The sequence below is a fragment of the Sphingopyxis fribergensis genome (assembly GCF_000803645.1).
Lineage (GTDB): Bacteria > Pseudomonadota > Alphaproteobacteria > Sphingomonadales > Sphingomonadaceae > Sphingopyxis > Sphingopyxis fribergensis.
The window spans coordinates 3,271,222-3,297,069 of sequence record NZ_CP009122.1; the positions used below are offsets into that span (position 1 = coordinate 3,271,222).

The 25,848-nt window shown below is 65.2% G+C and carries 24 protein-coding genes; 8 read left to right on the forward strand and 16 right to left on the reverse strand.

The annotated features are described in order from the left end of the window. Positions 1–66 precede the first annotated feature (66 nt). From rseP to rpsB, 8 genes are all read right to left on the reverse strand, one after another. Positions 67–1,197 carry an RIP metalloprotease RseP gene (rseP, locus tag SKP52_RS15120; RefSeq protein ID WP_039576060.1) on the reverse strand — a complete coding sequence of 377 codons (1,131 nt, stop codon included), beginning with the start codon at positions 1,195–1,197 and terminating at the stop codon, positions 67–69. After that, positions 1,190–2,356 carry a 1-deoxy-D-xylulose-5-phosphate reductoisomerase gene (locus SKP52_RS15125; protein WP_039576064.1) on the reverse strand — a complete coding sequence of 389 codons (1,167 nt, stop codon included), beginning with the start codon at positions 2,354–2,356 and terminating at the stop codon, positions 1,190–1,192. The genes rseP and SKP52_RS15125 overlap by 8 nt, the downstream gene beginning before the upstream one ends. Before the next feature lies 1 nt (position 2,357). Continuing rightward, positions 2,358–3,035, reverse strand: a complete 678-nt coding sequence (locus SKP52_RS15130) for a phosphatidate cytidylyltransferase (protein ID WP_039576066.1) — start codon at positions 3,033–3,035, stop codon at positions 2,358–2,360. Positions 3,036–3,038: 3 nt separating this feature from the next. Then, a complete protein-coding gene (uppS, locus tag SKP52_RS15135) occupies positions 3,039–3,725 on the reverse strand; it encodes a polyprenyl diphosphate synthase (protein ID WP_039576067.1) in 687 nt (228 codons plus the stop codon). Between the two features lie 122 nt (positions 3,726–3,847). Continuing rightward, a complete protein-coding gene (gene frr / locus SKP52_RS15140) occupies positions 3,848–4,402 on the reverse strand; it encodes a ribosome recycling factor (RefSeq protein WP_039576069.1) in 555 nt (184 codons plus the stop codon). Positions 4,403–4,425: 23 nt separating this feature from the next. Beyond that, entirely contained in the window at positions 4,426–5,151 is a 726-nt protein-coding gene (gene pyrH, locus SKP52_RS15145) for a UMP kinase (protein ID WP_039576071.1), read from the reverse strand. 233 nt (positions 5,152–5,384) lie between these two features. Next, a complete protein-coding gene (gene tsf, locus SKP52_RS15150; protein WP_039576072.1) occupies positions 5,385–6,311 on the reverse strand; it encodes a translation elongation factor Ts in 927 nt (308 codons plus the stop codon). A gap of 132 nt (positions 6,312–6,443) precedes the next feature. Then, positions 6,444–7,313: a 30S ribosomal protein S2 gene (rpsB, locus tag SKP52_RS15155; RefSeq protein ID WP_039576074.1), complete on the reverse strand. Its 870-nt coding sequence runs from the start codon at positions 7,311–7,313 to the stop codon at positions 6,444–6,446. 312 nt (positions 7,314–7,625) lie between these two features. On the opposite strand from rpsB, the gene SKP52_RS15160 reads away from it, so the two are divergent. After that, complete coding sequence (locus SKP52_RS15160; protein WP_039576075.1) at positions 7,626–7,886, forward strand: hypothetical protein; 261 nt, start codon at positions 7,626–7,628, stop codon at positions 7,884–7,886. On the opposite strand, the gene SKP52_RS15165 is transcribed toward SKP52_RS15160, so the two are convergent. Both SKP52_RS15165 and SKP52_RS15170 read right to left on the reverse strand, forming a co-directional pair. Continuing rightward, entirely contained in the window at positions 7,870–8,643 is a 774-nt protein-coding gene (locus tag SKP52_RS15165; RefSeq protein ID WP_052208363.1) for a CDP-alcohol phosphatidyltransferase family protein, read from the reverse strand. The genes SKP52_RS15160 and SKP52_RS15165 overlap by 17 nt on opposite strands. 1 nt (position 8,644) lies before the next feature. Beyond that, positions 8,645–9,379 (reverse strand): phosphatidylserine decarboxylase, encoded by a 735-nt coding sequence (locus SKP52_RS15170; protein WP_039576077.1) that lies wholly within the window; start codon positions 9,377–9,379, stop codon positions 8,645–8,647. Positions 9,380–9,541: 162 nt separating this feature from the next. On the opposite strand from SKP52_RS15170, the gene SKP52_RS15175 reads away from it, so the two are divergent. Together SKP52_RS15175 and SKP52_RS15180 are read left to right on the forward strand one after the other, a co-directional pair. Beyond that, complete coding sequence (locus SKP52_RS15175) at positions 9,542–10,756, forward strand: NADP-dependent isocitrate dehydrogenase (protein WP_039576079.1); 1,215 nt, start codon at positions 9,542–9,544, stop codon at positions 10,754–10,756. A 64-nt stretch (positions 10,757–10,820) separates the two neighbouring features. Further along, positions 10,821–12,605, forward strand: a complete 1,785-nt coding sequence (locus SKP52_RS15180; RefSeq protein ID WP_039576081.1) for a cation:proton antiporter domain-containing protein — start codon at positions 10,821–10,823, stop codon at positions 12,603–12,605. A 104-nt stretch (positions 12,606–12,709) separates the two neighbouring features. On the opposite strand, the gene SKP52_RS15185 is transcribed toward SKP52_RS15180, so the two are convergent. Then, a complete protein-coding gene (locus SKP52_RS15185; RefSeq protein WP_039576083.1) occupies positions 12,710–15,661 on the reverse strand; it encodes a M16 family metallopeptidase in 2,952 nt (983 codons plus the stop codon). A gap of 84 nt (positions 15,662–15,745) precedes the next feature. Between SKP52_RS15185 and SKP52_RS15190 the strand changes: the two genes are divergently transcribed. Beyond that, positions 15,746–16,612, forward strand: a complete 867-nt coding sequence (locus tag SKP52_RS15190) for a carbon-nitrogen hydrolase family protein (RefSeq protein ID WP_228383664.1) — start codon at positions 15,746–15,748, stop codon at positions 16,610–16,612. Positions 16,613–16,749: 137 nt separating this feature from the next. Here the strand turns inward: SKP52_RS15190 and SKP52_RS15195 are convergent, their stop codons facing one another. Together SKP52_RS15195 and SKP52_RS15200 are read right to left on the reverse strand one after the other, a co-directional pair. Continuing rightward, on the reverse strand, positions 16,750–16,980 hold the full coding sequence (locus SKP52_RS15195; RefSeq protein WP_228383665.1) for a hypothetical protein: 231 nt from the start codon (positions 16,978–16,980) through the stop codon (positions 16,750–16,752). Positions 16,981–17,152: 172 nt separating this feature from the next. Continuing rightward, the gene (locus tag SKP52_RS15200; protein WP_052208987.1) at positions 17,153–17,947 is read right to left on the reverse strand and encodes an NUDIX hydrolase; all 795 of its coding nucleotides are present in this window, start codon (positions 17,945–17,947) and stop codon (positions 17,153–17,155) included. A 109-nt stretch (positions 17,948–18,056) separates the two neighbouring features. Here SKP52_RS15200 and SKP52_RS15205 point away from each other — a divergent pair, with 109 nt between their 5' ends. Beyond that, on the forward strand, positions 18,057–18,683 hold the full coding sequence (locus SKP52_RS15205) for a DUF4126 domain-containing protein (RefSeq protein WP_039581229.1): 627 nt from the start codon (positions 18,057–18,059) through the stop codon (positions 18,681–18,683). Between the two features lie 147 nt (positions 18,684–18,830). Next, complete coding sequence (locus tag SKP52_RS15210; protein WP_039576088.1) at positions 18,831–19,325, forward strand: hypothetical protein; 495 nt, start codon at positions 18,831–18,833, stop codon at positions 19,323–19,325. 73 nt (positions 19,326–19,398) lie between these two features. Here the strand turns inward: SKP52_RS15210 and SKP52_RS15215 are convergent, their stop codons facing one another. The 3 genes from SKP52_RS15215 to SKP52_RS15225 form a co-directional block, all read right to left on the reverse strand. Further along, positions 19,399–20,622, reverse strand: coding sequence for an NAD(P)/FAD-dependent oxidoreductase (locus tag SKP52_RS15215; protein ID WP_039576090.1), 1,224 nt, complete (start codon positions 20,620–20,622; stop codon positions 19,399–19,401). A 99-nt stretch (positions 20,623–20,721) separates the two neighbouring features. Further along, positions 20,722–21,006, reverse strand: a complete 285-nt coding sequence (locus SKP52_RS15220) for a hypothetical protein (protein ID WP_039576092.1) — start codon at positions 21,004–21,006, stop codon at positions 20,722–20,724. Continuing rightward, the gene (locus SKP52_RS15225) at positions 21,006–22,058 is read right to left on the reverse strand and encodes a Leu/Phe/Val dehydrogenase (RefSeq protein WP_039576093.1); all 1,053 of its coding nucleotides are present in this window, start codon (positions 22,056–22,058) and stop codon (positions 21,006–21,008) included. The genes SKP52_RS15220 and SKP52_RS15225 overlap by 1 nt, the downstream gene beginning before the upstream one ends. A gap of 125 nt (positions 22,059–22,183) precedes the next feature. Between SKP52_RS15225 and SKP52_RS15230 the strand changes: the two genes are divergently transcribed. Together SKP52_RS15230 and SKP52_RS15235 are read left to right on the forward strand one after the other, a co-directional pair. After that, the gene (locus SKP52_RS15230; protein ID WP_039581232.1) at positions 22,184–22,645 is read left to right on the forward strand and encodes an Lrp/AsnC family transcriptional regulator; all 462 of its coding nucleotides are present in this window, start codon (positions 22,184–22,186) and stop codon (positions 22,643–22,645) included. A 118-nt stretch (positions 22,646–22,763) separates the two neighbouring features. Next, a complete protein-coding gene (locus tag SKP52_RS15235) occupies positions 22,764–25,754 on the forward strand; it encodes a DUF2339 domain-containing protein (RefSeq protein WP_039576095.1) in 2,991 nt (996 codons plus the stop codon). Positions 25,755–25,848 lie beyond the last annotated feature (94 nt).

A 25,848-nucleotide genomic window follows, 5' to 3' on the forward strand; every position in this document is an offset into this window, starting at 1 on the left:
AAAAATAACTAAAAGCGACAAACCCGCCTGACCGCGGGTTCGCGCGCACTCCCTGCCCCAGACTCGCTAGCCAATCAAGCGCGCGATCCCGTCCCACAGGCCCAATGAGCCCAAATCGTTGAAAGTTACGACCAGCATCAACGTGACCACCGCCGCAAAGCCGAATCGAAACGCCCATTCCTGCACTTGCGGCGGCGCGGGGCGCCGCCGAACCGCTTCATAGGCGTAGAAGAGCAAGTGACCACCATCGAGCATGGGCAATGGCAAGAGGTTGATGAACCCCAGATTGATGGAGATGAAGGCGATGAAGGAGATGAGGGCCACGATCCCCAGGCTCGCCATTTCGCCGGATTGTTTTGCGATCCGGATTGGCCCGCCCATTTCCTTGACCGAACGCTGGCCGGTAATGAACTGGCCAAGGATATTGCCAGTCAACCGAACCAATGCCCAAGTCTGCATTGCGCCCGCACGCACCGCCGTCAAGAGACCGACCTCCGTGTACACCGGCGCGCCGGGCATGATGCCGATGATCGCCCGTTCCGCCTTGTTGCCGAACGGATCCTTTTCCGAAATGATCCGCGGGCGTAATGTTACTTCAAAACGTTCCGCGCCGCGTTCAACATCCAGCATGGCCGGTTTACCAAGCTCGTAGCTGACCGCGAGACGGATATCCTCGAAAGTTTCCATCGTCCGGCCGTTGATGGCAGCGATGCGATCGCCCGCGCGCAAATCGGCTTCGGCAGCAGCGCTCGCTGGCGCGACCGCACTGACCACTGGCGGCGTCTGCGGTGCGCCATAGATCATGAAAAACATTGCGAAAATCGCAATCGCAAACAGAAAGTTGGTCACCGGTCCTGCGAGCACGATCAGCGCGCGTTTCCATACCGGCTGAGCGGGAAACGTGTGCGACTTTTGCTCCGCCGGCAGTTGCTGCCAGTCAGCGTCAGGCTGGCTGACCGCGTCACGATCGCCCGCGAACTGGACATAGCCCCCAAGCGGCAGCCAGCCGATCTTCCATTCGGTACCGCGCTTGTCGGTCCAGCCAAGGACCTTGCGTCCGAAGCCGATCGAGAAAGTTTCCGCCTTCACCCCGCACCAGCGACCGACGATATAATGGCCATATTCGTGCACGAACACGAGCGGCCCCAGCACGGCGAGGAATGCGACGAAATAAAGCCAGATGGGTACGTCAGGCATGTTCATATTGGTCCACAAATTGCTGGGCAGCCGCGCGGGATGCGGCATCGACGCTGAATATGTCCTGAAGCGATGACGGAGTCGCGGGCGCCGCGGCGTCGATCACGCGGCGCACCGTATCGACGATCGCGGGGAAGGAAATGCGGCCCGCGAGAAACGCGGCGACCGCGACCTCGTTCGCGGCGTTGAGCTGTGCCGGGCGAGCGCCGCCCTCGGCAATCGCGGCGCGGCAGAGCGCGGTCGCGGGGAAACGCACCTCGTCGGGCGCCTCGAAATCGAGCCGCGCGATGCTGGCGAGGTCGAGCGGGGCGCACGGCGTCGCCATCCGCTGCGGCCAGGCGAGCGCGCTGCTGATCGGGATGCGCATGTCGGGCGAGCCGAGCTGCGCGAGCGTCGAGCAGTCGATATATTCGACGAGGCTGTGGATCACCGATTGCGGGTGGACGAGGATTTCGATGCGGTCGAGCCCGACCGGGAACAAATGATGCGCCTCGATCAGTTCGAGGCCCTTGTTCATCATCGTCGCCGAATCTACGCTGATCTTGGCGCCCATCGACCAATTGGGGTGGGCGACGGCCTGTGCCGGGGTGACGATGGCCATGTCGGCGGAGCTCATCGTGCGGAACGGGCCGCCGCTTGCGGTCAGGATGATCCGCCGCACCTGATCGATGCGTCCGCCCGCGAGGCACTGGAAGATCGCATTATGCTCGCTGTCGACGGGCAGGATCGTCGAACCGGACGTGCGCGCGACCGCCATCATCAGCGCGCCCGCGGAAACCAGCGCTTCCTTGTTCGCGAGCGCGACGTCATAGCCGGCGGCCAGCGCCGCCATCGTCGGCGCAAGCCCCGCAGTGCCGACGATCGCGGCCATAACGAGGTCGGTGGGTCGCTGTGCGGCTTCCACGAGCGCATCGGCGCCCGCGGCGGTTTCGATCCCGGTGCCCGCCAGCGCGTCCTTCAACTCGGTGTGGCGCGCTTCGTCGGCGATCACCGCGACGTCGGGACGGAATTCCTTCGCGAGCTTCGCCAGCTCCGCAACGTCGCTGTGCGCGGACAGCACGCCGACCTGCCACGTCTCGCCATCGCGGCGCACGAGATCGAGGGTCGATTGCCCGACCGATCCCGTCGCACCGAACAGCGAGAGGCGGCGCTGCGTCATCTCAGCCCGCCGCCCGCACGGCGATCTGGCCGACAAACGCCAGCGCGCCGAGCAGCAGCGCGACCGGCAGCACGCCGTCGACGCGGTCGAACAGCCCGCCGTGGCCGGGGATGAGCTTGCCCGAATCCTTGACCCCCGCGCGGCGTTTCATCCAGCTTTGCGCGAGGTCGCCGAGCTGCGCGAGCAGCCCCATGAACAGGCCGATCCACAGCGGCACGCCGACAATGCCCGCGCGGTCGCCGATCGTGGCGCTGGCGATCAGCGCGGCGATCATGCCGCCGATCAGGCCCGACCAAGTTTTAGAGGGGCTGATCTTGGGCGCAAGGCGCGCGCCGCCAAAGGCACGACCAGCGAAATAGGCGCCGATATCGGTCGCCCAGACCATGCCGAAAACCCACAGCGCCGCGGTGACGCCGAGCGCATCGCGAATGAACCACAGTCCCGCCATCGCGCCGAGAACGAGGAGCGGGCCGAGGATATGAAGGCCGGTCCGGGCGCCGGTGCCGAGCGGCATTTGCTTTACGAGCTGGAACCATTCGACGAGGACCAGAGCCCCGCCGACGAGAAGCAGCAGGCCAAAGGCGATGCCGCCAAACCATAGCGCGGTGCCCGCGATCGCAAACAGGACGATCGCCGAGGCGATCCGCGCCCAGAAATCCGATTTACCCGCTGTCGCCATTCCCTAAAGTCCCCCGTAACGGCGGTCGCGCCGTGCAAATTGGTCGAGCGCCGCCTTGAGGTCGGCCGGCTTGAAATCGGGCCACAGCGTATCGGTGAAATAGAGTTCGGCATAGGCCGACTGCCACAGCAGGAAATTCGACAGCCGCACCTCGCCCGAGGTGCGGATGAGCAGGTCGAGCGGCGGCATGTCGGCGGTGTCGAGATGCGCGGCGATCGTTTCCTCGGTAATCGGGCCCGCGGCAGCGGCGGCGGTGGCGGCGCGGACCAGCTCGTCCTGCGCGCCATAGTTGAGCGCGACCGCAAGCGTCGTGCGCTTGTTGCCCGACGTGCGTTCGAGCGCATTGTCGATGAGCTTGACGACGTCGGGCGCCAGCGCGCGCCAGTTGCCGATGACCTTCAGCTTCACATCGTTCGCGGCGAACTCGTCGAGGTCGGACAGGATGAAGCGTTTCATCAGCCCCATCAGGTCGCTGACCTCTTCCTCGGGCCGCTTCCAGTTCTCGGACGAAAAGGCGTAGAGCGTCATCGCCTCGATGCCGAGATCGCCCGCCGCGCGCACGATCGTCCGCACGGCCTCGACTCCGGCCTTGTGGCCGGCGACGCGCGGCAGCAGGCGTTTTTTGGCCCAGCGGCCATTGCCGTCCATGATGATGGCGACATGGCGCGCGCCGTGGTTAGCTATCGTCATGCGAAAGCCTTAAACCCCGTTCGCATCGAGCGAAGTCGAGATGCCCATCGCGGTAGTGCAAGGTCGATAGGTGCCTCGACTTCGCTCGACACGAACGGAAAGAGAGCGCGTGCAGAAAAGCACTAGCCCAGGATTTCCTTTTCCTTGGCGGCCGCGGCGGCGTCGAGTTCGGCGATCGTCGCGTCGGTCAGCTTTTGCACCTCGGTTTCGTGGCGCTTGCGCTCGTCCTCGCTGATTTCCTTCTTATTCTCGTCGGCCTTCAGATTGTCCATGCCGTCGCGGCGGACGTTGCGGACCGCGATGCGGGCTGCCTCGGCATATTTGCCGGCAAGCTTCGACAGCTCCTTGCGGCGCTCCTGCGTCATTTCGGGGATCGGCAAGCGCAGCATCTGGCCGTCGACGATCGGATTGAGGCCGAGGCCCGCCGAGCGGATCGCCTTGTCGACCGGGCCGACATTCGACTTGTCCCATACCTGCACCGACAGCATGCGCGGTTCGGGCGCGCTGACCGAGGCGACCTGGTTCAGCGGCATCTGGCTGCCATAAACCTCGACCGTCACCGGATCGAGCAGCGCCGTGTGCGCGCGGCCGGTCCGCAGGCCCGAAAGGTCGCTCTTCAATGCTTCGACCGCGCCGTGCATGCGGCGTTCGAGGTCGGCCTTGTCATATTTCGCCATCGTCTTTTCCTCTCTTGATTTGGTCAGGCCGCGGCGTCGGAAACGACGGTCGAAACGCCCTCGCCCGCCAGCACGCGCGCCAGATTGCCGGGTTCGCGGATGTTGAACACGACGATCGGAATATGGTTGTCGCGGCACAGCGCCACCGCGCTCGCGTCCATCACCTTCAGATTGTCGGCGAGCACGCGGTCATAGCTCAGCCTATCGTAGCGGACCGCGTTTAGGTCCTTCTTGGGATCGGCGTTATAGACGCCGTCGACGCTGGTGCCTTTCAGCAGCGCGTCGCACTTCATCTCGGCGGCGCGGAGCGCGGCGCCGCTGTCAGTCGTGAAATAGGGAGCGCCGACGCCCGCGGCGAAAATCACGACGCGGCCCTTTTCCATATGGCGTTCGGCGCGGCGGCGGATCACCGGCTCGCACACCTTGTCCATTTCGATCGCCGACTGGACGCGCGTTTCGACGCCCAATTGCTCGAGCGCATTCTGCATGGCGAGTGCGTTCATCACGGTGGCAAGCATGCCCATATAGTCGGCCTGCGCGCGGTCCATGCCCTTCGCGGCGCCCGCCATGCCGCGAAAGATGTTGCCGCCGCCGATGACGAGGCAGATTTCGAGCCCGCGCTCCTTGGCTTCCTTGACCTCGGCCGCCATGCTGGCGACGGTTTCGGGGTCGATGCCAAAGGGACTGGAGCCCATCAGCGCCTCTCCCGACAGTTTCAGCAAGATACGTTTCATGCCGGGCAGAGCCATGATCGGGGGAACCTCATGTAATCGATGAATAAGCGAATGGCGCGCACCCTAGAGCGGGCACGCGCCATTGCCAAGCGGACTGCGGCGCCCGCGATTGCATATCCTCACCTTCGTCACCCCGGACTTGATCCGGGGTCCATCTGCCCTCGAAGGCCGGAGTGGATGCCGGATCAAGTCCGGCATGACGAAAAATGGGATGTCAGCTCAATCGCGACGCGACAGCCCAGTTCTTATCAGACGCCAGCGACCGCCGCGACTTCCGCCGCGAAATCGCTTTCTTCCTTTTCGATGCCTTCACCGAGCTGGAAGCGCACGAAGCCCTTGAGCGTGATCGCTGCGCCGACATCCTTGCCGGCTGCGGCGACGACTTCGGCGACCGGGGTCTTGCCGTCCATCACGAAGAGCTGCGACAGCAGGGCGTTTTCCTTGCGGAACTTCGCGATCGAACCATCGACCATCTTCGAAACGATGTCGGCGGGCTTGCCCGACTGGGCGGCCTTTTCTTCGGCGATCGCGCGTTCGCGGGCGACGAGGTCGGCGTCGAGATCGTCGCCGTTCAGCGCGAGCGGGTTCGCGGCGGCGACGTGCATCGCCAGCTGCTTGCCGAGCGGTTCGAGAACGTCGGCACCGGCGGTCGATTCGAGCGCGACGAGCACGCCGATCTTGCCCATTCCGGGCGCGGCGGCGTTGTGGACATAGCCCGTGACGACACCCGAGTTCACCGAAACGATAACGCTGCGGCGCAGCGACTGGTTTTCACCGATCGTCGCGATGTTGCTGGTCAGCTTTTCGGCAACGGTGCCGCCGCCCGGATAGGCAGCCGCGCCGAGCGCTTCAATGTCCGAGATGCTGCCGGCGAGCGCGACCTGCGTCACGTCGCGGACGAATTCCTGGAACTGCTCATTCTTGCCGACGAAGTCGGTTTCGCTGTTCACTTCAACCATCGCGCCGCGCGTGCCGTCGGTGGCGACGCCGACAAGGCCTTCGGCGGCGACGCGGCCGGCCTTCTTGGCGGCGGCGGCAAGGCCCTTGGTGCGCAGCCAGTCGATCGACGCTTCGATGTCGCCGTTGTTTTCGGCGAGCGCCTTTTTGCAGTCCATCATGCCTGCGCCGGTGCGGTCGCGCAGTTCCTTGACGAGAGCGGCCGTAATTTCAGCCATGGAATGTTCCTTTCAAAAGGGGCGAGCGCATCTGGCCCGCGGGACGCCCGCGCGCATGGCGGGGCGATAAGTCAAAGGGATGACAGGGACGGCACCAGCCTTGTGCGGCGCCGTCCCGTCATGCCCGAGCGATTATGCGTCGCTCTGACGTTCGGTTTCGGCAGCAGCTTCCGCCGGGATCTGTTCGTCCTCGGTCACCGGCGCGGCTTCGACGGCGGGGGCTTCTTCAGCAACCGGAGCGGCTGCTTCTTCGGTCAGTGCCGCTTCGGCGACGGGTTCGACAGCGGCGCCGAGATCTTCGCCGCGGTTCGCGCGGGCCTGCTGGCCGCCACGGGTCGCTGCCTGGGCAACCGCATCGCAGTAAAGACGAATGGCGCGCGCTGCGTCATCGTTCGCCGGAACCGGGAACGCAATGCCGTCGGGCGAGACGTTCGAGTCGAGGATCGCGACGACGGGGATACCAAGGACGTTGGCTTCCTTGATCGCCAGCTCTTCCTTGTTGGCGTCGATCACGAACATCACGTCGGGAATACCGCCCATGTCGCGGATACCGCCCAGGCTCATTTCGAGCTTGTCGCGTTCGCGCGTCTTGTTGAGCACCTCCTTCTTGGTGAGACCCGAGGTGTCGCCCGAGAGCTGCTCTTCGAGCATCTTGAGACGCTTGATCGAACCCGAGATCGTCTTCCAGTTGGTGAGCATGCCGCCCAGCCAGCGGTGGTTGACGAAGTGCTGACCCGAAGCGCGGGCTGCGTCGGCGATCGGACCCTGCGCCTGGCGCTTGGTGCCGACGAACAACACCTTGCCACCGGCGGCCGACGAGGAGGCGATGAAATCGAGCGCGCGCGCGAAAAGCGGCACGGTCTGCGACAGGTCGAGAATGTGGATGCCGTTGCGCGCGCCGAAGATATACGGCTTCATGCGCGGGTTCCAACGGTGGGTCTGGTGGCCGAAGTGGGCGCCAGCCTCGATAAGATTCTGCATCGTGACGACAGGTGCCGCCATAGTCTTTCTCCTTCCGGTTGGTCCTCTGGAAAGCAAGAACCGAAGGTCCGCAAGCGGACGATCCGGCACCGGTTTATGTGCGCCTTCCATGTGGAATGGGCGGGCCGTTAGCTGCCTTGGCTGTCAAAAGCAAGGGGTGCGCATAGGTTTTCGGACCGAACGGGAATGAATCTCCCGACTCAACTCGGCGACAAAGCGACTCCGTTCGTCGCAAATGTGTTGAGAACAAAACGGGAACATGGAACGAAAAGCCCAACGAAACCGTCGCTGGTTAACAAAAGGTTTCGCACACGAAAGCCGAAAGGACAAGACATGGTTCAGGTCGCAGCCGCTCTCCTCTTCACACTCGCCGCCGGCATCGGCGTCACGGTGATCCTGGCCATGCTCCAGAATAACGAGAATGCGATTCTCTCGGCGCTGCTGGGCGAAGGCGCCTTCCCGGTGGAAACCGCACCGCAGTCGGGTCCGCTGCCTCACAAAGTGACGCTGCGCCGCTCGCCGGCTCGCCGCGACGCCCCTCGTCCAATCCCCGCCGCAGTCCGCATGCAGCCGGCGCTCAGCCGCGCCGCTTGACCTTCGCGTAACTCGCCAGCCCGAAAGGCAATGTCCCCGCATAGAGCGCACACACCGCGAGCAGGGTAAGCCAGGGTGCGGTGACGAGTGCGGCGCCAAGAAGGCCGACGCCCGCCAAGGCGAACAGGCGCCACGAACGGCGCAGGCGGATCGACGACCAACTGTAGGTGGGGATCGCCGAGATCATCAGCATGGCGATGCCGAGCGCCCACGGCATCACGACATACCATTCACGAAACAGGTCGCTGCCCGTCGTCAGCCAAAGATAGACGGGGACGAACGACAGGCCCGCGCCCGCAGGTGCGGGAATTCCGGTGTTGAAACCGGCAGACTTGTGCGGCTGAAAGTCCGCATCCATGCGCGAATTGAAGCGCGCGAGCCGCAGCGCGCAGCACACCGCGAGCGCCAACGCCGCGGTCCAGCCGAATTTGGGCGCGTCGGCGAGCGACCAGAGGAACAGAATCATCGCCGGCGCAACGCCGAAGGCGATCACGTCAGACAGCGAATCGAGCTCGGCACCGAATTTGCTCTGCGCACGCAGCAACCGCGCGATGCGCCCGTCCATGCCGTCGAGCACCCCGGCAACGATGATCATCGTGACCGCCGCCGCCCATTCGCCACCGATCGCGAAGCGGACGCCGGTCAGCCCCGAACAGAGTGCGAGGATGGTAATCGCATTGGGCGCAAAGGCGCGCAGGCTGACCCCGGCAATGCGGCGCCCCGCGGCGTCGGGGATGACCAGCTCGTCCTCGGTCATCTCATTGTCCGATGCCGTCGATCGTTTCGGCCTTGCCGATCCGCGCGACGACGGTCTCTCCGGCGAGCGTGCGCTGGCCGAGGAGAACCTGCGGTGTCGTGCCCGAGGGCAAATAGACATCGACGCGGCTGCCGAAACGGATCAGGCCGACGCGCTGACCGGTGGTGAGTTCGTTGCCCATCGTCACGAACGGCATGATGCGCCGCGCGACAAGGCCGGCGATCTGGGTAAAGCCGATGCGCACGCCGTCGGCGCGCTCGACGACGAAATGCTGGCGTTCATTCTCCTCGCTCGCCTTGTCGAGATCGGCGTTCACGAACTTGCCCGGAATATAGACGAGCTTGCGCAGCGTGCCGGCCACGGGGGTGCGGTTGATATGGACGTCGAACACGCTCATGAAAATCGACACGCGGAGCATCGGCGCGGCGCCCAGGCCGTCGGGTCCGGCGATTTCGGGCGGCGGCGGAACTTCGGCGATCTGGGTGACGAGCCCGTCGGCCGGCGCGATGATGACATCGCTTCCAACCGGGGTCACGCGCACCGGGTCGCGAAAGAATGCACCGACCCACAATGTTACGCCCAGCATCAGCCAGCCGATGATTTCCCAGCCAAGCAGCCAGAAACAAAGGGTCACGATACCGGCGATCAAAAGGAATTTGCGCCCTTCCGGATGGATCGAGGGCCAGTGCCATTTGATGCCGCCACCGGGGCGGTTGGAGGATATGATATTGGACATGGCCGTTCTTCTAGGGTGCAGCATCTGCACTGACAACGAATAAGGCAAAGCGATCGTTGCCATCGCGGCATAGCTCGGGAAACGACGGGGCGGTTGATCAATCGCCCTGCTTTGCCTAAGGCCCGCTGCAACTCCGACTCCCCAAGGAAAAAGGCTGAACGCATGGGCAAGATCAAGGTAGCCAACCCGGTCGTCGAACTCGACGGCGACGAAATGACCCGGATCATCTGGCAGTGGATCCGCGAACGGCTGATCCTTCCCTATCTCGACATCGACCTTCATTATTACGACCTCGGCATCGAGGAACGCGACCGCACCGACGACAAGATCACCGTCGAAGCCGCGAACGCGATCAAGAAGCACGGCGTCGGCGTGAAGTGCGCGACGATCACCCCCGACGAAGCGCGCGTCGAGGAATTCGGCCTGAAAAAGATGTGGAAATCGCCGAACGGCACGATCCGCAACATCCTGGGCGGCGTCGTCTTCCGCGAACCGATCGTGATGCGCAACGTCCCCCGCCTCGTCCCCGGCTGGACCGACCCGATCGTCGTCGGCCGCCACGCATTTGGCGACCAGTATAAGGCAACCGACTTCCGCGTCCCCGGCCCCGGCAAGCTGCGTCTGGTGTTCGAAGGCGAGGACGGCACGCTGATCGACGAGGAAGTGTTCCAGTTCCCGTCGTCAGGCGTCGCAATGGGCATGTACAACCTCGACGATTCGATCCGCGACTTTGCGCGTGCCAGCCTCAACTATGGCCTCGCGCGCCAGTGGCCCGTCTATCTGTCGACCAAGAACACGATCCTCAAGGCCTATGACGGCCGCTTCAAGGATCTGTTCGAGGAAGTATTCCAGGCCGAATTCAAGGCGCAGTTCGACGAAATCGGCATCGTTTACGAACATCGCCTGATCGACGACATGGTCGCCTCGGCGCTCAAGTGGAGCGGCAAGTTCGTCTGGGCCTGCAAAAATTACGACGGCGACGTCCAGTCGGACACCGTTGCGCAGGGCTTCGGCTCGCTCGGCCTGATGACCAGCGTGCTGATGACCCCCGACGGGCAGACGGTCGAATCCGAAGCCGCGCACGGCACCGTCACGCGCCACTACCGCATGCACCAGCAGGGCAAGGCGACCTCGACCAACCCGATCGCGTCGATCTTCGCCTGGACCGGCGGCCTCAAGCACCGCGGCAAGCTCGACGACAATGCGGCGCTGATCAAATTCGCCGACGACCTTGAAAAAGTCTGCGTCGCGACGGTCGAAAGCGGCAAGATGACCAAGGATCTCGCGCTGCTGATCGGCCCCGACCAGAATTGGCTGACCACCGAAGGCTTCTTCGAGGCCATCGTCGAAAATCTCGAAAAGAAGATGGGCGCCTGATCAAGCGATTTACTTGAGATAGACGTCTAGCCAATCGGGGCCGGCCTGCATAAGGTCGGCCCTAATGGTATCCGAAACAGAAACCTCCGCCATCGGCAACGCGCTCGTGGTCCTTGGTGCCGCGGGCATCGTGATCCCGGCCTTCGCGCGCTTTCGCATCACTCCCGTCATCGGCTTCATCCTCGTCGGGCTGCTCGTCGGGCCGTCGGGGCTCGGCGCGCTCGCCGGCGATTACCCGTGGCTCAAGCATGTCACAATCGCCTCGACCGAAGACATCGCGCTCTTTGCCGAATTCGGCATCATCCTGCTGCTTTTTTCGATCGGGCTCGAACTGTCCTTCCGCCGCCTGTGGCAACTAAGAAAGCTGGTGTTCGGCGTCGGCGCCGCAGAACTGCTGCTCAGCGGCGCGATCCTCGGCGGCGGCCTGTGGTTGCTCGGCGGCCTGTCGACGCCTGCGGCCTTCGGCCTGGGCATTGCGCTCGCGCTGTCCTCGACCGCGCTCGTGCTGCCAATAGCCGGCACGAAATCGGCGGTCGGCCGCGCCTCCTTTTCGATGTTGTTGTTCGAGGATCTCGCGATCGTCCCGATCATCTTCATCCTCGGGGCCTTCGCGCCCAATGTCGCGGGCGACAATGCCGAACTGCTGCTGACGACGCTGTGGCAGGGCGCGCTGGTCGTCGCGATCCTGGCGGTCGCGGGGTGGTTCCTGCTTCCGCGCATCTTTGCGCAGGCGGCGCGCGCCAAGGACCCCGAATTGTTCCTCGCTGCCAGCCTGCTCGTCGTCATCGTCGCTGCGATGGCAACTGCGGCGGTCGGCCTGTCGCCGATCGTCGGGGCACTGCTAGCCGGACTGATGATAGCCGAAACCGAATATCATGGGGAGGTCGAGGCGATCACCGCGCCGTTCAAGGGCCTCGCGCTCGGCGTGTTCCTGATCAGCGTCGGCATGGGCTTGAACCTCAAGACGATCGCCGAACAATGGCCGCAACTGATCGCTGCGGTCGTCGGGGTCGTCGCGATCAAGGCGATCGTCACTGCGGCGCTGCTGCGCTTCTCGGGCGCGCGGCGCGGCACCGCCGCCGAAGTCGGCCTGCTGATGTCGAGCCCGTCGGAAACGACGCTGATCGTGCTCACCGCCGCCCTCGGCGCGCGGCTTATCGACCCCGAGACCGCCAGTTTCTGGCAGCTCGTCACCGCGATCGGCCTGACCATCACCCCACTGCTCGCGCGCGTCGGTCACGATATCGCCCGACGGATCGAGATGCGGAGCGACGACACGCCCCAGGACGAAGAGGCCGCCGCGCGAACCGTGATCGTTGGCTTCGGTCGCGTCGGACACACGGTTGCCGAACTGCTGCGCGACCACGGCCGCCCCTATATTGCCGTCGACGCCGACATCGACACGGTCGCGCTCGCTCGGCGCGATGGCTTTTCGGTCCGCTTTGCCGACGTCGCGCGTCTGGGCAGCCTTGACAAGCTGGGCATCGAAAACGCCGACGCGATCGTGCTGACGATGGACGACCCGGTGCAGCAGCTGCGCATGACCAAGCAGATGCGCCAGAAATATCCCGATCTGCCGATCATCAGCCGCGCGCGCGATGCCGATCATGCCGCCGCCCTCTATCGCGCCGGAGCAAGCGATGCGGTGCCCGAAACGCTCGAAAGTTCGCTGCAACTCGCCGAAGCGGTACTGATCGACCTGGGCGTCGCGATGGGGCCGGTGATCGCGTCGATCCACGACGTCCGCGCCAAGATGCGCCATGACATCATGACCAAGGGTCAGCTCGAACGCGAACCGCGCATACGGAAATTGCGAACGATCGTGCGGACACCCGGCGGCGATAGCTAGCGTTCGGCGGACACCCGATGTGGCCGCAAGACCCCGATCATGATCGCCCCGCCAAGCGTCGACGATGACGGCGAACCGATCGCGCGGCGCAGGTGGAACCGCGCTTAGCGCCCACCCGCCGCCGCCGCCGGCACAGGGGCCGGCGCGGGGGCAGCCCCCAATGCCGACGCATCGGCCAACGTCATGCCCTTGGGCAGGATCGCCAGCGACCATTGGCGATCGGGCGTCAGATATTGCCGCGCGAGCCGCTGGACGTCGGCGGCGGTGACCGCCGCGATATCGTCCTGGATCGACAGCGCCGACGCGGTGACGCGCGGGTCGCGCGTCGCGCCTTCGAGCAGGAACATCCAATAGACATTGCCCGTCGAGGCGCGCGCGACCTGTTCGCGGATCGGCCCGGCGTTGCGCGCCAGTTCGTCGGCGGTGATCGGCTTGGCGACGAGGTCGGCCGCAATATCGCGGGCGATGCCGTAAAAGCGGTCGAGATCCTTCGGCGCAAGCAGGCTGCCGACGAGCAGATAGCCGCCGGTGTCGAAGCCCGTCGGCCAGTGGCTGTCGACGACCGGGCCATAGCTCGCCCCCTGCTCGGCGCGCAGGCGGTCGAACAACCGGTCGTTGAAGATCGCCGCGAGCACCTCGAGCCCGCGCGCGTCGCGCGGATTGGCCAGGCCGCCGCTGGTCGGCCAGGCGGTCATCGCCGCCGCCTGCCCTTGCTCGCCGCGATGATAGGCGATTTCGGGCACGGTGACATGCTTGGCAAAATCGACGCGCTGGCCCGCAGGCGGCGCGAGAGTCTGACGCGGCGGCAGCGCGCCGAACGTTTCGGCCAGGATCTTCTTATAGTCGACCGATTCGAGATCGCCGAAAACCTGCACCTCGATCGGCCCGCTGGCGAGCCGCGGTTCCCAGAAGGCGCGGAAGGCGGCGGGGGTCAGCGCCGAAATCTGCGCCTTGTCGGGCGCAGCCCAGCGCGCGTCATTGTTGGTCAGCCAGCCGCGCAGATTGCGGTCGAGCACCGCGTTCGGCGTCGCGTCGTTAAGATCATATCCTGTGAGAAATCCGATGCGCAGCCGCTCGACCGGCGACGGGTCCCAGCGCGGTTGCGCAAGTTTTCCGGCGATCAAGCGCATCTGGTCAGTCAAATCGGCGGGATTGCTCTCGGCCGACAGCTCGAACGCATCATCGTCGATAGCAAAGTTCATCTGGATCTGGCGGCCATTGGTCAGTTGGTCGATCTCATTCTGACCCCATGGGCCGATCCCGCTCGCGACGAGCGCATAATCACCCGTCCAGAGCAGGTTCGGTGCATCGGCGGCGACGCTGCGGTTGCCGGTGCCGAAACGTACATTGACGCGCACCTTGCCCGGCTCGACCTTGTTATTCGATACCAGCGCGGTCACGCCATTGGCGAACTCGATCCGCTCGGCACGGAGGCCGAGGAGGCTGCTGGTCGCGGTGATAGTCCCCGGCTGGCCGATCGCGGGAAGCTGTTTGAAATCGGCCTTAAGCGTCGCCAGTCGGTCGTCGCGCGCGGTGACCGGGGCCTTCAGCGCGGCGAGGACGGCGGCGTCGCCGCCCGCCGCGGTCGGCGTCGTCAGCACGACGCGGGTTACGGGCGCGGCGAAGATCGCCTTGCTGATATCGAGCATCACTTTCGGCGTGGCAGAGGCGCGAATCGCCTTGAACATATCGACCTGGCCCTGGGGGCTCGTCACCGTTTCGCCGATGTCGACCGCGCGCACCATGTCGTCGGCGAGCCTCGCGCCGGGCTCATTGCGCGCATTTTCGAGTTCCTTGACGAGGAACGCCTGAATCTCATTGGCTTCGCGGTCGATATCGGCCTGCGACGGCGGGTTTTTCACCGCGTCGGCGATGACGCCGCGCACGTCGGCGAGCGCGGCCTTCCAGTCGCTCAAGGGGACGATCGACGCCATTGTCACATCGACGCTGCGGCTGACATATTGCTGCTCGACCGTCGCGACCAGATAGCTGCCGCCGCTGCGCGCGCGGTTTTCCAGCCGCCGGTTGACCAGCGCCTGCGCGATGAATTCGAGGTAGAGCCGGCGGGTGTTCTCGACCGTGTCGATCCGCTTTTTCCACGGCCGCACCATCGCCAGCGTCAGCGCGAGCGGCTGGTTCGCCTCGACGATTTCGCGCGCGGCGGGTTTTTTCGGATCGGGCTTGCCGAAATCGGGATCGGCAGGATTGGGGCCGTCGGCTTTCCAGTCGCCATAATATTTCGCGACCAACCCAGCGAGGACCGCCGGATCGGCATCGCCGACGATGACGACGACCGCGCGGTCGGGGCGATACCAGCGATTGTGAAAGGCGGTGACCGAGGTCGCGCTCGCCTTGCCCAGCGATGCGGTCGTGCCGATCGGCGAGCGGTCGCCGAGCAACTGGCCGGCGAACAGATGCGCATTGGTCGCGTCGGCGATGCGTTTTTGCGGGCCGTCCGATTCGCGGAGTTCCGACATCACGACGCCGCGCTCGGCGGCCACCGCGAGTTCGGAAATGCGCGGTTCGCGGACCATGCCCGACAGCAATTTCATGCTTTCATCGAGGTTGGCGGGCGTAACGCTCGGCAGATCGAGTTGGTAGACAGTCTGGGTCGGGGTCGTCTGCGCGTTCGAATCGCTGCCGAAGGTGACGCCGAACCGCTGCCAGATACGCTTGGCTTCGCCGTCGGGAATATGTTCCGACCCGCGGAAGGTCAGATGCTCGAGCAAATGGGCGTAGCCTCGCTCCTGCTCGGTTTCGAACATCGATCCGACATCCATGCGGACGCGGATCGACACCTGCCCCGGGGGGACGCCATTGTTGCGCACCGCGTAACGCACGCCATTGGGCAGCACGCCGAACTGCCACGCGGTATCGCGCGGAATGTCGCTGCCGACATAAAGCCAGTCGCTGTTTTTCGCCTGGGTTTGCGCGGTAGCGGTCGGGGCGCCGCCCTGCGCGTTCGCGGCGAGCGGCGTCAGCAGGAGCGCGGCGGTGCCGGCGAAAAGGAAAGAACGGGCGAACTGAAGCGGCTGGCGCGCAAAAATATTGGACATTGGCCCATCTTATCGCCTTCGAACCTTGCTGGCCACTGAACTGTCACGCGACTTGTCCTGCGGACGCCACGGGCTTAGCCAGATATGATGGATAATTTTTCGCACGCCGCTCCCCTCGCCGCGCTCGTCCAGATGACGAGCGGCATCGACCCCGCCGCCAATCTGGCGACGATCGACCGCGCGATGGGCGAAGCCGCCGCGCGCGGTGCCGTGATGGCCTTTTTCCCCGAAATGTCGTTGCTCCTCGACCGCGACCGCGCGCGATCGGGCGCACACATGACCTGCGAAGCCGACAGCCCCTGGCCCGCCGCACTGCAGGCGAAGGCGCAAAAGCACGGGATATGGCTGCATTCGGGATCGATGCCTTTGCTGTCCGACGACGGCGAACGGCGCGTGAACCGCAGCCATGTCATCGCCGCCGACGGCAGCATCAGCGCGCGCTATGACAAGATCCACATGTTCGACGTTACCCTGCCGTCGGGGGAAAATTGGCAGGAATCGGCGGCCTATGCCGGGGGCGATGCGGTGGTAGTCGTCGACACGCCGCTGGGAAAGCTGGGGCTCAGCGTCTGCTACGACCTGCGCTTTCCCGAACTTTACCGCGCCCTCGTCGATCGCGGCGCGACCTTGATCGCGATCCCCGCCGCCTTCACCGTGTCGACCGGCGAGGCGCATTGGCATGTGCTGATGCGTGCGCGCGCGATCGAAACCGGCTGTCATGTCGTGGCAGCGGCGCAGGGCGGGTCGCACGAAGACGGACGGCAGACCTTTGGCCACAGCATCGCGATCGACCCTTGGGGTGCCGTCCTGGCCGATGCAGGCGTCACGGAGGAAATGCCGGGGAAAGGCTATGCGCTGACGCTCGCACCCATCGATGCGGCGGGCGTGAATCGTGCCCGCGAAGCGATTCCGCTGGGGCGGTCACGGGCCAGGCGGAAGATCACGCTTTAATTCGGAGAGAGATCGGTTCCGCACCGACAAAATTTCGGCGGCACACTCCCGGAAGCCCAATACACCCCGAAACCCAATACACAAAGGGCCCCGAGCGAAGCTCAGAGCCCTTTGGTATCAGTATCGATCAGCCGATATTACGGGCTGGTCGGCGCATCGTCATCGTTGTCCGACGCGATGATGATGCCACCGACGACAGCAGCGAGAGCGAGGACAGCGATGATCCAGCTCGTGCTGCCTTCGAGTTCGCTCTGGCCGTCAACGGCCGAAGCAGCGCGGGCTGCGGGAGCAGCCGATGCAGCCACCGGGGCCGCAATCATCGAGGTAGCTGCGAGAGAGATCGCGGCTTTCTTAAGCAGGTTCATCATATTCTCCGTCCACTGGATTACTTTTGTCGAATCACACCGGAGATTTCTCCCCGGTCTGCTTCTGCAGGGCCTTCTTAGGCACCGCATTCAGCAATTGCAACGACGTTTTGCCCTACCCCGGCAAATCTTAGTAAATAATAAATATGGGAAAAGTTGTTGCGAACCACGCCATTTATCCGCGCCGTACGCGCTCAAAGGATTCGCTCGTAACGGGATATCCGAGATGCTCCGGAATGCAGAGAAGGGTCCCTCCGTCCCGTTCCTCGATCCAGGGCGTGATAAGTTCCACCGGAAACTGTCGGGAGTGTGCTGAAAAGCCGGAAAAATCTGTCGATAGCGCCAGCCGCTCGAGATTGCGGCGGGTCGGGAAGATCACCGACACATCGCCGCGATCGGCCATCGCCAGCGTTTCCTTCGCGCTCGCCCAGAAGATATGGCTGTGCTCGGCCTCTTCCACCGTCAGTTCATGGCTGTGCGGCGGGGCCGCGACGGCATAGAATCGCGTGTCGAACGTCCGCGCCTCTTTGAAATTGGGGCACCAGCGCGCGAAAGGGACGAAGGATTCCAACGCGATTCGGTCGCCGCGCGCGGCCAATATGTCAGAGAGCAGCGTTCCGCCGAGCAGCGCTTTCCGCACATCGGCGACATCGCTTTCCGTCAGCCCCGGCCAGCCGACCGCCAGCCCCGTTTCTTCCAGCGTCTCGCGCAGCGCCGCGACCCGCGCCGCGCCGTCGGCCTCGTCGACGCCCAGCCCATAGAGGCGCGCCACGCGATAATCGTCGGGGTCGACGCGGCCGCCGGGAAACACGACCGCGCCCGCCGCGAAGGCCATGGTGGTCGACCGCTTGACCATCAGAATTTCGTCGGGACCGCCGCTGTCCGACGGCCGCATGATGACCAGTGTCGCCGCGGGGATGGCGCCGTCGGGCAAGGTCTCTGTGGGCGGGGTGGGCTGTGTATCGCTCATGAAACCAGCGATAACCAGCGCGCGCCGCCTTGTCATCCCGGCATTGCGAGCGCGCGCGGACGGGTGCAAGATGACGCCCGACAAGGGATCCGGCACGGGGAACAGGATATTGGGAATCGTCGAGATTTTGGGCGTCGCCGGCAGCCTCAGCCTGCTCGCCGGCTGGCGGCTCTACCTCACCATATTGGCGACCGGCATCGCGATGCATTTCGGCTGGCTGCCGCTGCCCGAACATCTCGCCGCCCTGCAGGTGCTCGCCAATCCCTGGGTGCTCGGAGTCGCCGCCGTCGGCACGATCGCCGAGTTCCTTGCCGACAAGATCGCGTGGGTCGATTCGATCTGGGACACGATCCACAGCATCATCCGCCCGCTGGGCGGCGCGCTGCTGGCGCTGGCGCTGGTCGATACGTCCGACCCGGCGTGGCAGGTCATCGCCTTTCTGCTCGGTGGGGGCGGCGCCTTGCTCAGCCACGGGGCCAAGGCGACGACGCGCGCGGTCGTCAACGTCAGCCCCGAACCGTTCAGCAACGCAGTGGTCTCGACCGGCGAAGATGTCGCCACGGGGGGCCTGCTCGCACTCGCCATCGCCTATCCGCCGCTGGCGATCGTCATCGCTATCCTGCTCGCGGTTGCCGCCGTCATCGTCATCATTGCCCTGCGCCGTCTGTTGCGCAACATCAAGGCGACGTTGAAGCGCGCATTGGGCGACGAGCCGCCCATTACTTTTGATGCTTAGTAATTTGGCAACATTCACTTTATAGACTGGCCGGCAGGGGGCAAAAAGGGATTGATATCCTAGGCCCCTCAAATCCACTCTGAAGCCGCTTCTGCTGGCGTCGGTCGCGGGCGTCGCACTAGCGCAAGCCTTCCCCGCCCTCGCGCAATGTGTTTTCACGCCCACACGGCCGGTAACGATAGCCATGTTTGCAGCAGCGGGACTTCGCTCGGCGGCCTGCCCGATACAGGTGGGAACAACCAGCTTACCCTCCCGACCGGCGGGACCGGGGTCATCGCCGGCAATGTGACCTTCGGCGGCGGAAACGACGTCGTCGTGATCGATTCGGGCCGGATCAACGGCGGCGTCGATCAGGGCAATGGCGACGACCGGTTCCAGATCAGCGCCGGGACGGTCACCGGACAGGTCCAGCAAGGCGAAGGCATCGACGATGGCGACACCGCCCGGATGAGCGATGGGCGCATCGGGCGGGTGGACATGAAGCTCGCCGACAATCTGTTCGCCTATGAATATTTCCTGTTCCGCGGCGGCACCACGACCGGAACGGCAGAGAATTGGTATCTGCGCTCGACGCTGCCGCCACCGCCGCCCGAAAACCCGCCGCCGCTCCAGCCAGGGCCCGCGCCGCGCCGTCGGCCTTGACGACACCGCCGCCGGCGACCGCGCCCGAACCACTGCCGCCCGAAAGGTCGGCGTGACGATCAGCTAGTAGGCGTCAGGCCGGAAGCAGCGCCTTCAACGGCGTTTCGGTGTCGGCGAGTTGCTCCGCCGTCGCCCGCAGTCCCGCCGTGACGATCATCCGGCCCTGGACATAATCCTTGGTCGCGTTGACGCAGTCGATCGCGATCACTTTGCCGTCTTTGAGGTAGACGACCGAGAAGCTGCGCGCCCTGGGATCGCCGCGCATCACTGCGCGGTCGTGCCCGGTGGACAGCCCCGCGGTCTGGAGCTTGAGGTCATATTGGTTCGACCAGAACCAGGGGATCGCATGATAGGGCGCTTCGTCGCCGACGATGCCCTTTGCGACGACATTGGCCTGATCATTGGCATTCTGCACCGATTCCAGCCGGATCACGACGCCCTCAGCGAAATGATTTTCATGCGCCGCGCAGTCGCCGATCGCATAAATGTCGGGCAGGCTCGTCTTGCAGAACGAGTCGACCAGCACCCCGTTGCCGCCCGCAGCACCCGCGGCGATCAGCGGTTCGACCGCGGGAACGATGCCGATGCCGACGATGACCAGGTCGGCGGGCACGACCTCGCCGTCAGACAGGCGCACGCCGGTGACATGATCGTCGCCTTCGATCGCGTCGACACCGACGCCGAGGCGCAAGTCGACGCCGTGATCGCGATGTTCCCGTTCAAAGAAGCGCGACAGTTCGTGGCCCGCAACACGCGCGAGCACGCGGTTTTGCGCTTCGAGCAGCACGACCTTCTTGCCCGCTTTGCGCAGCACCGCTGCGGCCTCGAGCCCGATATAGCCGCCGCCGATCACGACGATCTGTTTCGCGGTGTCGGACGCAGCCTTCATCGCATCGGCATCGGCGCGCGTGCGCACCCCCTGCACGCCCGGCAGGTCGCCGCCGGGAATCGGGAGCATCCGCGGAGTCCCGCCCGTCGACCAGACAAGCTTCCCATAGCCGATCGTCTCGCCGCTATCGGTGGTGACAAGATGCGCCGCCGGATCGACCGACACGACGCGCTGGCCGAGCAGCATCGTCACCTCGCGTTCGTCCCAATATTTGGCAGGGCGCAGCTGGATGCGTTCGAATTCCTTTTCGCCCGCGAAATATTCCTTCGACAGCGGTGGACGTTCGTAAGGCAGTTCGGGCTCGTCGCCGATGATCGCGATGCTTCCGGTGAATTTCTGCGTCCGCAGCATGATCGCCACCTGCGCCCCGCCATGCCCGGCACCGACAATCACCACGTCGAACTGCATCGCCTTCGTCTCCCGCTATTTGTCAGCGCGGCACTTGCACGCACAGCGAGGCGAGGCAAGACACCCCTGCCTCACCCCCGCGAAAGAAAAAGTTGAAGGTCAGCCCACGGCGGTCAGAGCTGGCCGCGCCCGATCGGAAGCCGAAACCGCCCTTTCGACGCTTTCAAGTTCGGATCGCATGACCGCAACCACCTCCCCCAGCTTGGCCGCGATGACCTCCGCCTGCATCGCGTCCAACCCAGCGACGTCGATCTCGATATGCATATGCGTCGGCAGGACCCGCATTGTCATCGCAGCGGGCACGATCGACCGCTGCGCGAAATGGTTGGCGACGCGCGGCAGCGATTGCGGATCGACGATCGCGTTGACACGGAAACGATGCATCACGCCGCCTCGCGCTGCGCACCCGCGATCACCTCTTCGGCCATCTCGTCGGCGACGAGCGCGGGCGAGCGGCCTTCGCGCGCGGCGCGCTCGAGCAGCGCGCCGACGCGGGGCGCGATCTCGGCGACGCGAAACTTCACATCCTCCTCGTCCTCGCCCAGATATTCGGCCGACACATTGATGATCCCGCCCGCGTTGACGACATAGTCGGGGGCGTAAGCGATCCCGCGCTCCATCAGCAGCGCCGCGACATCGGGGGTGGCAAGCTGGTTGTTCGCCGCGCCGCAGACGAGCCTGGCCTTGAGCTTGCCGACCGTCTCGCGGTCGAGCGCGCCGCCGAGCGCGCAAGGCGCGAAGATGTCGGCATCGACCGACGCGATCTCGGAGACATCGACAACCTCGGCGCCGTGCACTGCCCGCAGTCGGTCGCGGCGCGCCGGATTGACGTCAGCGATCACCAGCCGCGCACCGGCTTCGGCGAGTCGGCGGCAAAGGTCGGCGCCAACATTGCCGGTGCCCTGCACCGCGACCGTCAGCCCCGCTAGATCGCGCGCCAGCGCAAATTCAGCCGCGACCTGCATCGATTCGAACACGCCCTTGGCCGTCCAGGGCGACGGATCGCCTCCCGCGCGTCCCGCCACTGCGGGCAGCCCGGCGACATGGCGCGAGACCGACGCAACCTCCTGCATATCCTCGACCGATGTGCCGACATCCTCGGCGGTGACATACAGGCCGCCCAGATTTTCGACCGCGCGGCCGAAAGCGCGGAACAGCGCCACCCGGTCGAATTCGCCCTCAGGTTTCCGCAACACCGCCTTCGCGCCGCCGAGCGGCAAGCCCGCAAGCGCATTCTTGTAGCTCATGCCCTCGGCAAGCCGCACGGCATCGCCCAGCGCCTGCTTCATATCGGGGTAGGACCACAGGCGGCAGCCGCCCGCCCCCGGCCCCAATGCGGTCGAATGGATCGCAATAAATCCGTCGAGCCCCGCTTCGAGATCATAAAGCCGCACGCATTCGAGCGGCGGGGCCAAACGGGCAAGACGGACAACCATGAAAACACTCCCCTTTGATGGAGCGCCTTTGTCGCATTTCGGTGCTGGGCAATCTTGATCGATTATCGACCGGCCGTGCAGATTTTTGCATGTTATGATCCGCAAAAATGACATACAAGGTCAAAATGACCGATCTTGACCCTTTCGAGATGAAAATTCTCCGCGAATTGCAGCGTGACGCGAATCAAACGACGGCCGAGATTGCCGAGCGCGTCGGGCTGTCGGTGTCGCCATGCTGGCGCCGCATCGACCGCCTCGAGCGCGAGGGGTTCATCAAGAAGCGCGTCGCGATCATCGATCGGCGCAAGGTCGGGCTCAACGCGCATGTGTTTGCGCAGGTAAAGCTCAACGCCCACGGCCGCGCCAACCTCGACGAATTCAGCGCGGCGATCCAGGGATTCCCCGAGGTGCTCGATGCCTATGTGCTGATGGGCACGACCGATTTCATGCTGCGGATCGTCGCCAAGGACATCGACGCCTATGAACGCTTCTTCTTCGACCAGCTGAGCAAATTGCCGGGGGTGCAGGAAATCAACTCGACGGTGGCGCTGTCGGAGATCAAGGCGACGACCGAGCTGCCGCTTTAAGGTCGAGAAGCGGCGGAAACGGCGAAGGTCGTCACCCGCGCGTCCAAATTTCGGGGCCGCAGCAAACGGATCGAAATTGCACGCGCCGCCTGCTACGAGGCAGGTTGAAGGGATCAACTTGTTCGACTTCCTCGCATTTCTTGCCATCGTCATCTTGTTCGTCCTGTTGATGGACACGCGCGGTCGGCTGAAGCGGGCCGAAGCTACGCTGATGGAGGCGGCAAAACGGATCGGGGCATTGCAGCGCGGGGCCGCGCCGCCCCCGACCCGGGATGACGTCGTTACGGAGATGGCGACGGCCGTCCCCGACATCGCCGCTCCCGCACAGCGCACGCCCGCTATCCCCGCCGATGCGTCGTCGCCCGCCGCGCTGTCATCCGATCCCGTGGCGACGCCGGGCACCATTGAAGCGCCGCCTTCGCCCGCAGCCGCCGCCGCGCCCTCCCCGAAGCCGGAGCCCGCACCTGCCCCGTCCGGACCGCCGCTCAGCCTCGCGTCGCGCTTTGAAAATCTGTTCGGAAAGACGCTGCCGATCTGGGCCGGCGGGCTCACCCTCGCGATCGCCGGCGTATTGATCGTCCGCTATGCAATCGATGCCGGCTTCTTCGCGCGCGTCTTCACGCCGGGCGTCCAGATCGTCGCAGGGCTGTTGTTCGGGCTCGGCCTGATCGGCGGCGCCGAATATGCTTGGCGGAACGAGGAAAAGTTACGCGACGTGCGCGTCCCGCAGGCGCTCTCGGGCGCAGGCATCGCGACGCTTTATGCCGCGATCATGGTCGCCGCGAACGTCTATCAGCTGATCGGGCCGCTGCTCGCCTTTCTGTCGCTCGCGCTGATCACCGCCGCGGCGCTCGGCCTGTCACTCCGCTTCGGGCCGCCCAGCGCGCTGCTCGGCCTTGCGGGCGGGCTCGCGGCGCCGGCGATGGTCGGGGCGGTCGAGCCCAATATTCCGATGCTCGCGGTCTATCTCGCGCTGACGATCGCGGGGCTCACCGGGGTCGCGCGCGCGCGGCGCTGGCCGTGGCTCGCGCTCGCGGCGTTGATCGGCGGGATCGGATGGGGGCTGTGGATGGTCCTTGCGAGTACCGCGCTCGATGTCGTCGCGTCGCTCTCGATCGGCGGCTTCGTCCTTCTCCTCGCCATCGCGCTGCCGATGATGGCGTTCGACGGGCCACGCTCGACATTGCTACGCACCGCCTCTGCGGTCGTCGGTGCGGTCCAGCTGGCGCTGCTCGTCGGCTATGGGGGCTTCGCGCCGCTTCATTGGGGCCTGTTCATATTGATCGCCGCCGCGGGACAATGGCTGGCCTGGCGCGAACGCGATTTTGCGATCGTTCCGGCCATCAGCCTGCTGCTTTCGCTCGCGCTGCTGGTGGCGTGGCCCGATCCGACGCTTTTCTGGTTCGGCCTGATCGGACTGTCGTTGCTGGCTGTCCATGCCCTCCCGCTGCTGTTGCGGATGTGGGCGCTCCCCAAAAGCCTGCGCCCGACGCTCGAGCTTTGCGTAATCGCGCTTGCGGGCGCGCCCCTCACCAAATGGCATTTTTGGGGCGTCAGCGACGGGACACTCGCGCTGGTAGCGCTGGGCGGCGCGCTGCTGGCCTCCGCCGGAATCGTGCGCGGCTGGAGCGTTGAAGGGCGGACAGGCGAAAACCGCTTCGCGTGGCTGGCAGCGGCGACGGGCACCCTTCTCGCGCTCGCTATTATCCTCGTCATTCCCGCCTGGCTGGCGCCGCTTGGCATCGCCGCGGTTGCAACCGCATTGCTCTTCTTCGGCAAGGCCGCGCTCGATCCGCGCATCGAACGTGTCGCGGCGGGTTTCGTCGGCGCCGCGCTCATCGCGCTGGTCGCGACACCGCGCGCTCTGGTCGAACTGCCGCGACTGGTCGAGGGCGCCGATGGCGCGGACGGCATGGGGATCCTCCGCTGGGCCGGCCTGACCGCCGCCGCGCTGCTGTTCGCGTTTCGCGCAGAAGGCGCGATCGTCCGCCGGCTGGGTCAGATTGCCGCGGCCCTGTTCGCTTACGGCGCGTTCGCGCAGTTCCTCCCCGCCAACATATTGATGCTCGTTCCGGCACTAGGCGGAGCCGCGACGCTTCTTGCTACCCATCGCATCGCCTTCAACCGCGTCGATGGCGCGGCCGCCAGCCTTGCCGCGCTCAGCCTCGCCTGGGCCGCCCTCCCGATTGGCATCTGGTCGACAAAAGCATCGCTGTCGCTCGTCGGCGTCCCGATGCAATTCGATGTCGCGCTGCTCACGATCGAGCCGTTGCTGCTGCGTCTGCTGCTCCCCGCTCTGCTATTCGCGATACCGGTGTGGCTGACCCGCGATGCGCTCCCTCGCTGGCTGTGGATCGCGGCCATCAGCCTCGCCGCCATAGTCGGCGGCGTCGCCATCCATTCGCTCTACCGCCTCGGCTTCGCGGCAGTGGCTGGTGACGATTTCGCCGCAACGGGCATCCTCCAGCGGCTGATCTGGGAAGCGCTGCTGATCGGCGCTGGCTGGTTCGCGATGGGACGCGGGCTGAATGGCGCTGCCCGTCCGCTGGTCGTCGCGGGCGCTGCGCATGCCCTCTTCTACGGCCTCATCCTGCACAATCCCTTGTGGTCGGCGCAGGCGGTGGGAGCCTGGCCGTTCGTCAACCTCCTCGCCCCGCTCTTTCTGCTGCCGTGGCTCGGGCTGATGCGGATGCCGGCGTTTTTCGCCAAGGCGCCCGCATCGTTCGATCGCGCGATCCAGATCGCGACGATGCTGCTCGCGCTCGGCTTTGCATGGGCGACGCTTCGCCAGCTCTTCCACGGATCGCTGCTCGCGCAGCCGGGTGTCACCGACGCGGAAAATATCCTGCGTTCGATCCTCATCCTCGCGCTCGCGCTTGGTTTCCTGCTCTGGGGCATAAGGGCCAAGCGCCACGACTGGCGCATCGCGTCGCTGGTGCTGATGATCGGCGCGGCGGGCAAGGTCTTCCTGTTCGACGCCTCGGGGCTCGAAGGGCTCGCACGGATCGGCTCGTTCGTCGCGCTCGGGTTCAGCCTGATCGGCATCGGCTGGCTCTACAGCCGCCAACTCGCCCCCGACCGCGACAATGCCGCGCCAACGGCGGTCTGAAGCCATTAGAATGATGCTGCGCAACCTGCCCGCCCAGTCCCGGCCTGGTCATCAGCGCGTCGGGAGACCGGGCGGCGGCGGCGGTCACCGCGCT

Coding starts and splice junctions, on each gene's coding strand:
- SKP52_RS15185 (WP_039576083.1), bottom strand. CDS start 15,661: ATGTCCAATATTTTTGCGCGCCAGCCGCTTCAGTTCGCCCGTTCTTTC.
- SKP52_RS15200 (WP_052208987.1), bottom strand. CDS start 17,947: ATGAGCGATACACAGCCCACCCCGCCCACAGAGACCTTGCCCGACGGC.
- tsf (WP_039576072.1), bottom strand. CDS start 6,311: ATGGCTGAAATTACGGCCGCTCTCGTCAAGGAACTGCGCGACCGCACC.
- SKP52_RS15195 (WP_228383665.1), bottom strand. CDS start 16,980: ATGATGAACCTGCTTAAGAAAGCCGCGATCTCTCTCGCAGCTACCTCG.
- SKP52_RS15175 (WP_039576079.1), top strand. CDS start 9,542: ATGGGCAAGATCAAGGTAGCCAACCCGGTCGTCGAACTCGACGGCGAC.
- SKP52_RS15125 (WP_039576064.1), bottom strand. CDS start 2,356: ATGACGCAGCGCCGCCTCTCGCTGTTCGGTGCGACGGGATCGGTCGGG.
- SKP52_RS15225 (WP_039576093.1), bottom strand. CDS start 22,058: ATGGTTGTCCGTCTTGCCCGTTTGGCCCCGCCGCTCGAATGCGTGCGG.
- SKP52_RS15190 (WP_228383664.1), top strand. CDS start 15,746: ATGATGGATAATTTTTCGCACGCCGCTCCCCTCGCCGCGCTCGTCCAG.
- SKP52_RS15230 (WP_039581232.1), top strand. CDS start 22,184: ATGACCGATCTTGACCCTTTCGAGATGAAAATTCTCCGCGAATTGCAG.
- SKP52_RS15170 (WP_039576077.1), bottom strand. CDS start 9,379: ATGTCCAATATCATATCCTCCAACCGCCCCGGTGGCGGCATCAAATGG.
- frr (WP_039576069.1), bottom strand. CDS start 4,402: ATGGCGAAATATGACAAGGCCGACCTCGAACGCCGCATGCACGGCGCG.
- SKP52_RS15215 (WP_039576090.1), bottom strand. CDS start 20,622: ATGCAGTTCGACGTGGTGATTGTCGGTGCCGGGCATGGCGGGGCGCAG.
- SKP52_RS15220 (WP_039576092.1), bottom strand. CDS start 21,006: ATGCATCGTTTCCGTGTCAACGCGATCGTCGATCCGCAATCGCTGCCG.
- uppS (WP_039576067.1), bottom strand. CDS start 3,725: ATGACGATAGCTAACCACGGCGCGCGCCATGTCGCCATCATCATGGAC.
- SKP52_RS15160 (WP_039576075.1), top strand. CDS start 7,626: ATGGTTCAGGTCGCAGCCGCTCTCCTCTTCACACTCGCCGCCGGCATC.
- rseP (WP_039576060.1), bottom strand. CDS start 1,197: ATGCCTGACGTACCCATCTGGCTTTATTTCGTCGCATTCCTCGCCGTG.
- rpsB (WP_039576074.1), bottom strand. CDS start 7,313: ATGGCGGCACCTGTCGTCACGATGCAGAATCTTATCGAGGCTGGCGCC.
- SKP52_RS15165 (WP_052208363.1), bottom strand. CDS start 8,643: ATGACCGAGGACGAGCTGGTCATCCCCGACGCCGCGGGGCGCCGCATT.
- pyrH (WP_039576071.1), bottom strand. CDS start 5,151: ATGGCTCTGCCCGGCATGAAACGTATCTTGCTGAAACTGTCGGGAGAG.
- SKP52_RS15210 (WP_039576088.1), top strand. CDS start 18,831: ATGTGTTTTCACGCCCACACGGCCGGTAACGATAGCCATGTTTGCAGC.
- SKP52_RS15180 (WP_039576081.1), top strand. CDS start 10,821: ATGGTATCCGAAACAGAAACCTCCGCCATCGGCAACGCGCTCGTGGTC.
- SKP52_RS15130 (WP_039576066.1), bottom strand. CDS start 3,035: ATGGCGACAGCGGGTAAATCGGATTTCTGGGCGCGGATCGCCTCGGCG.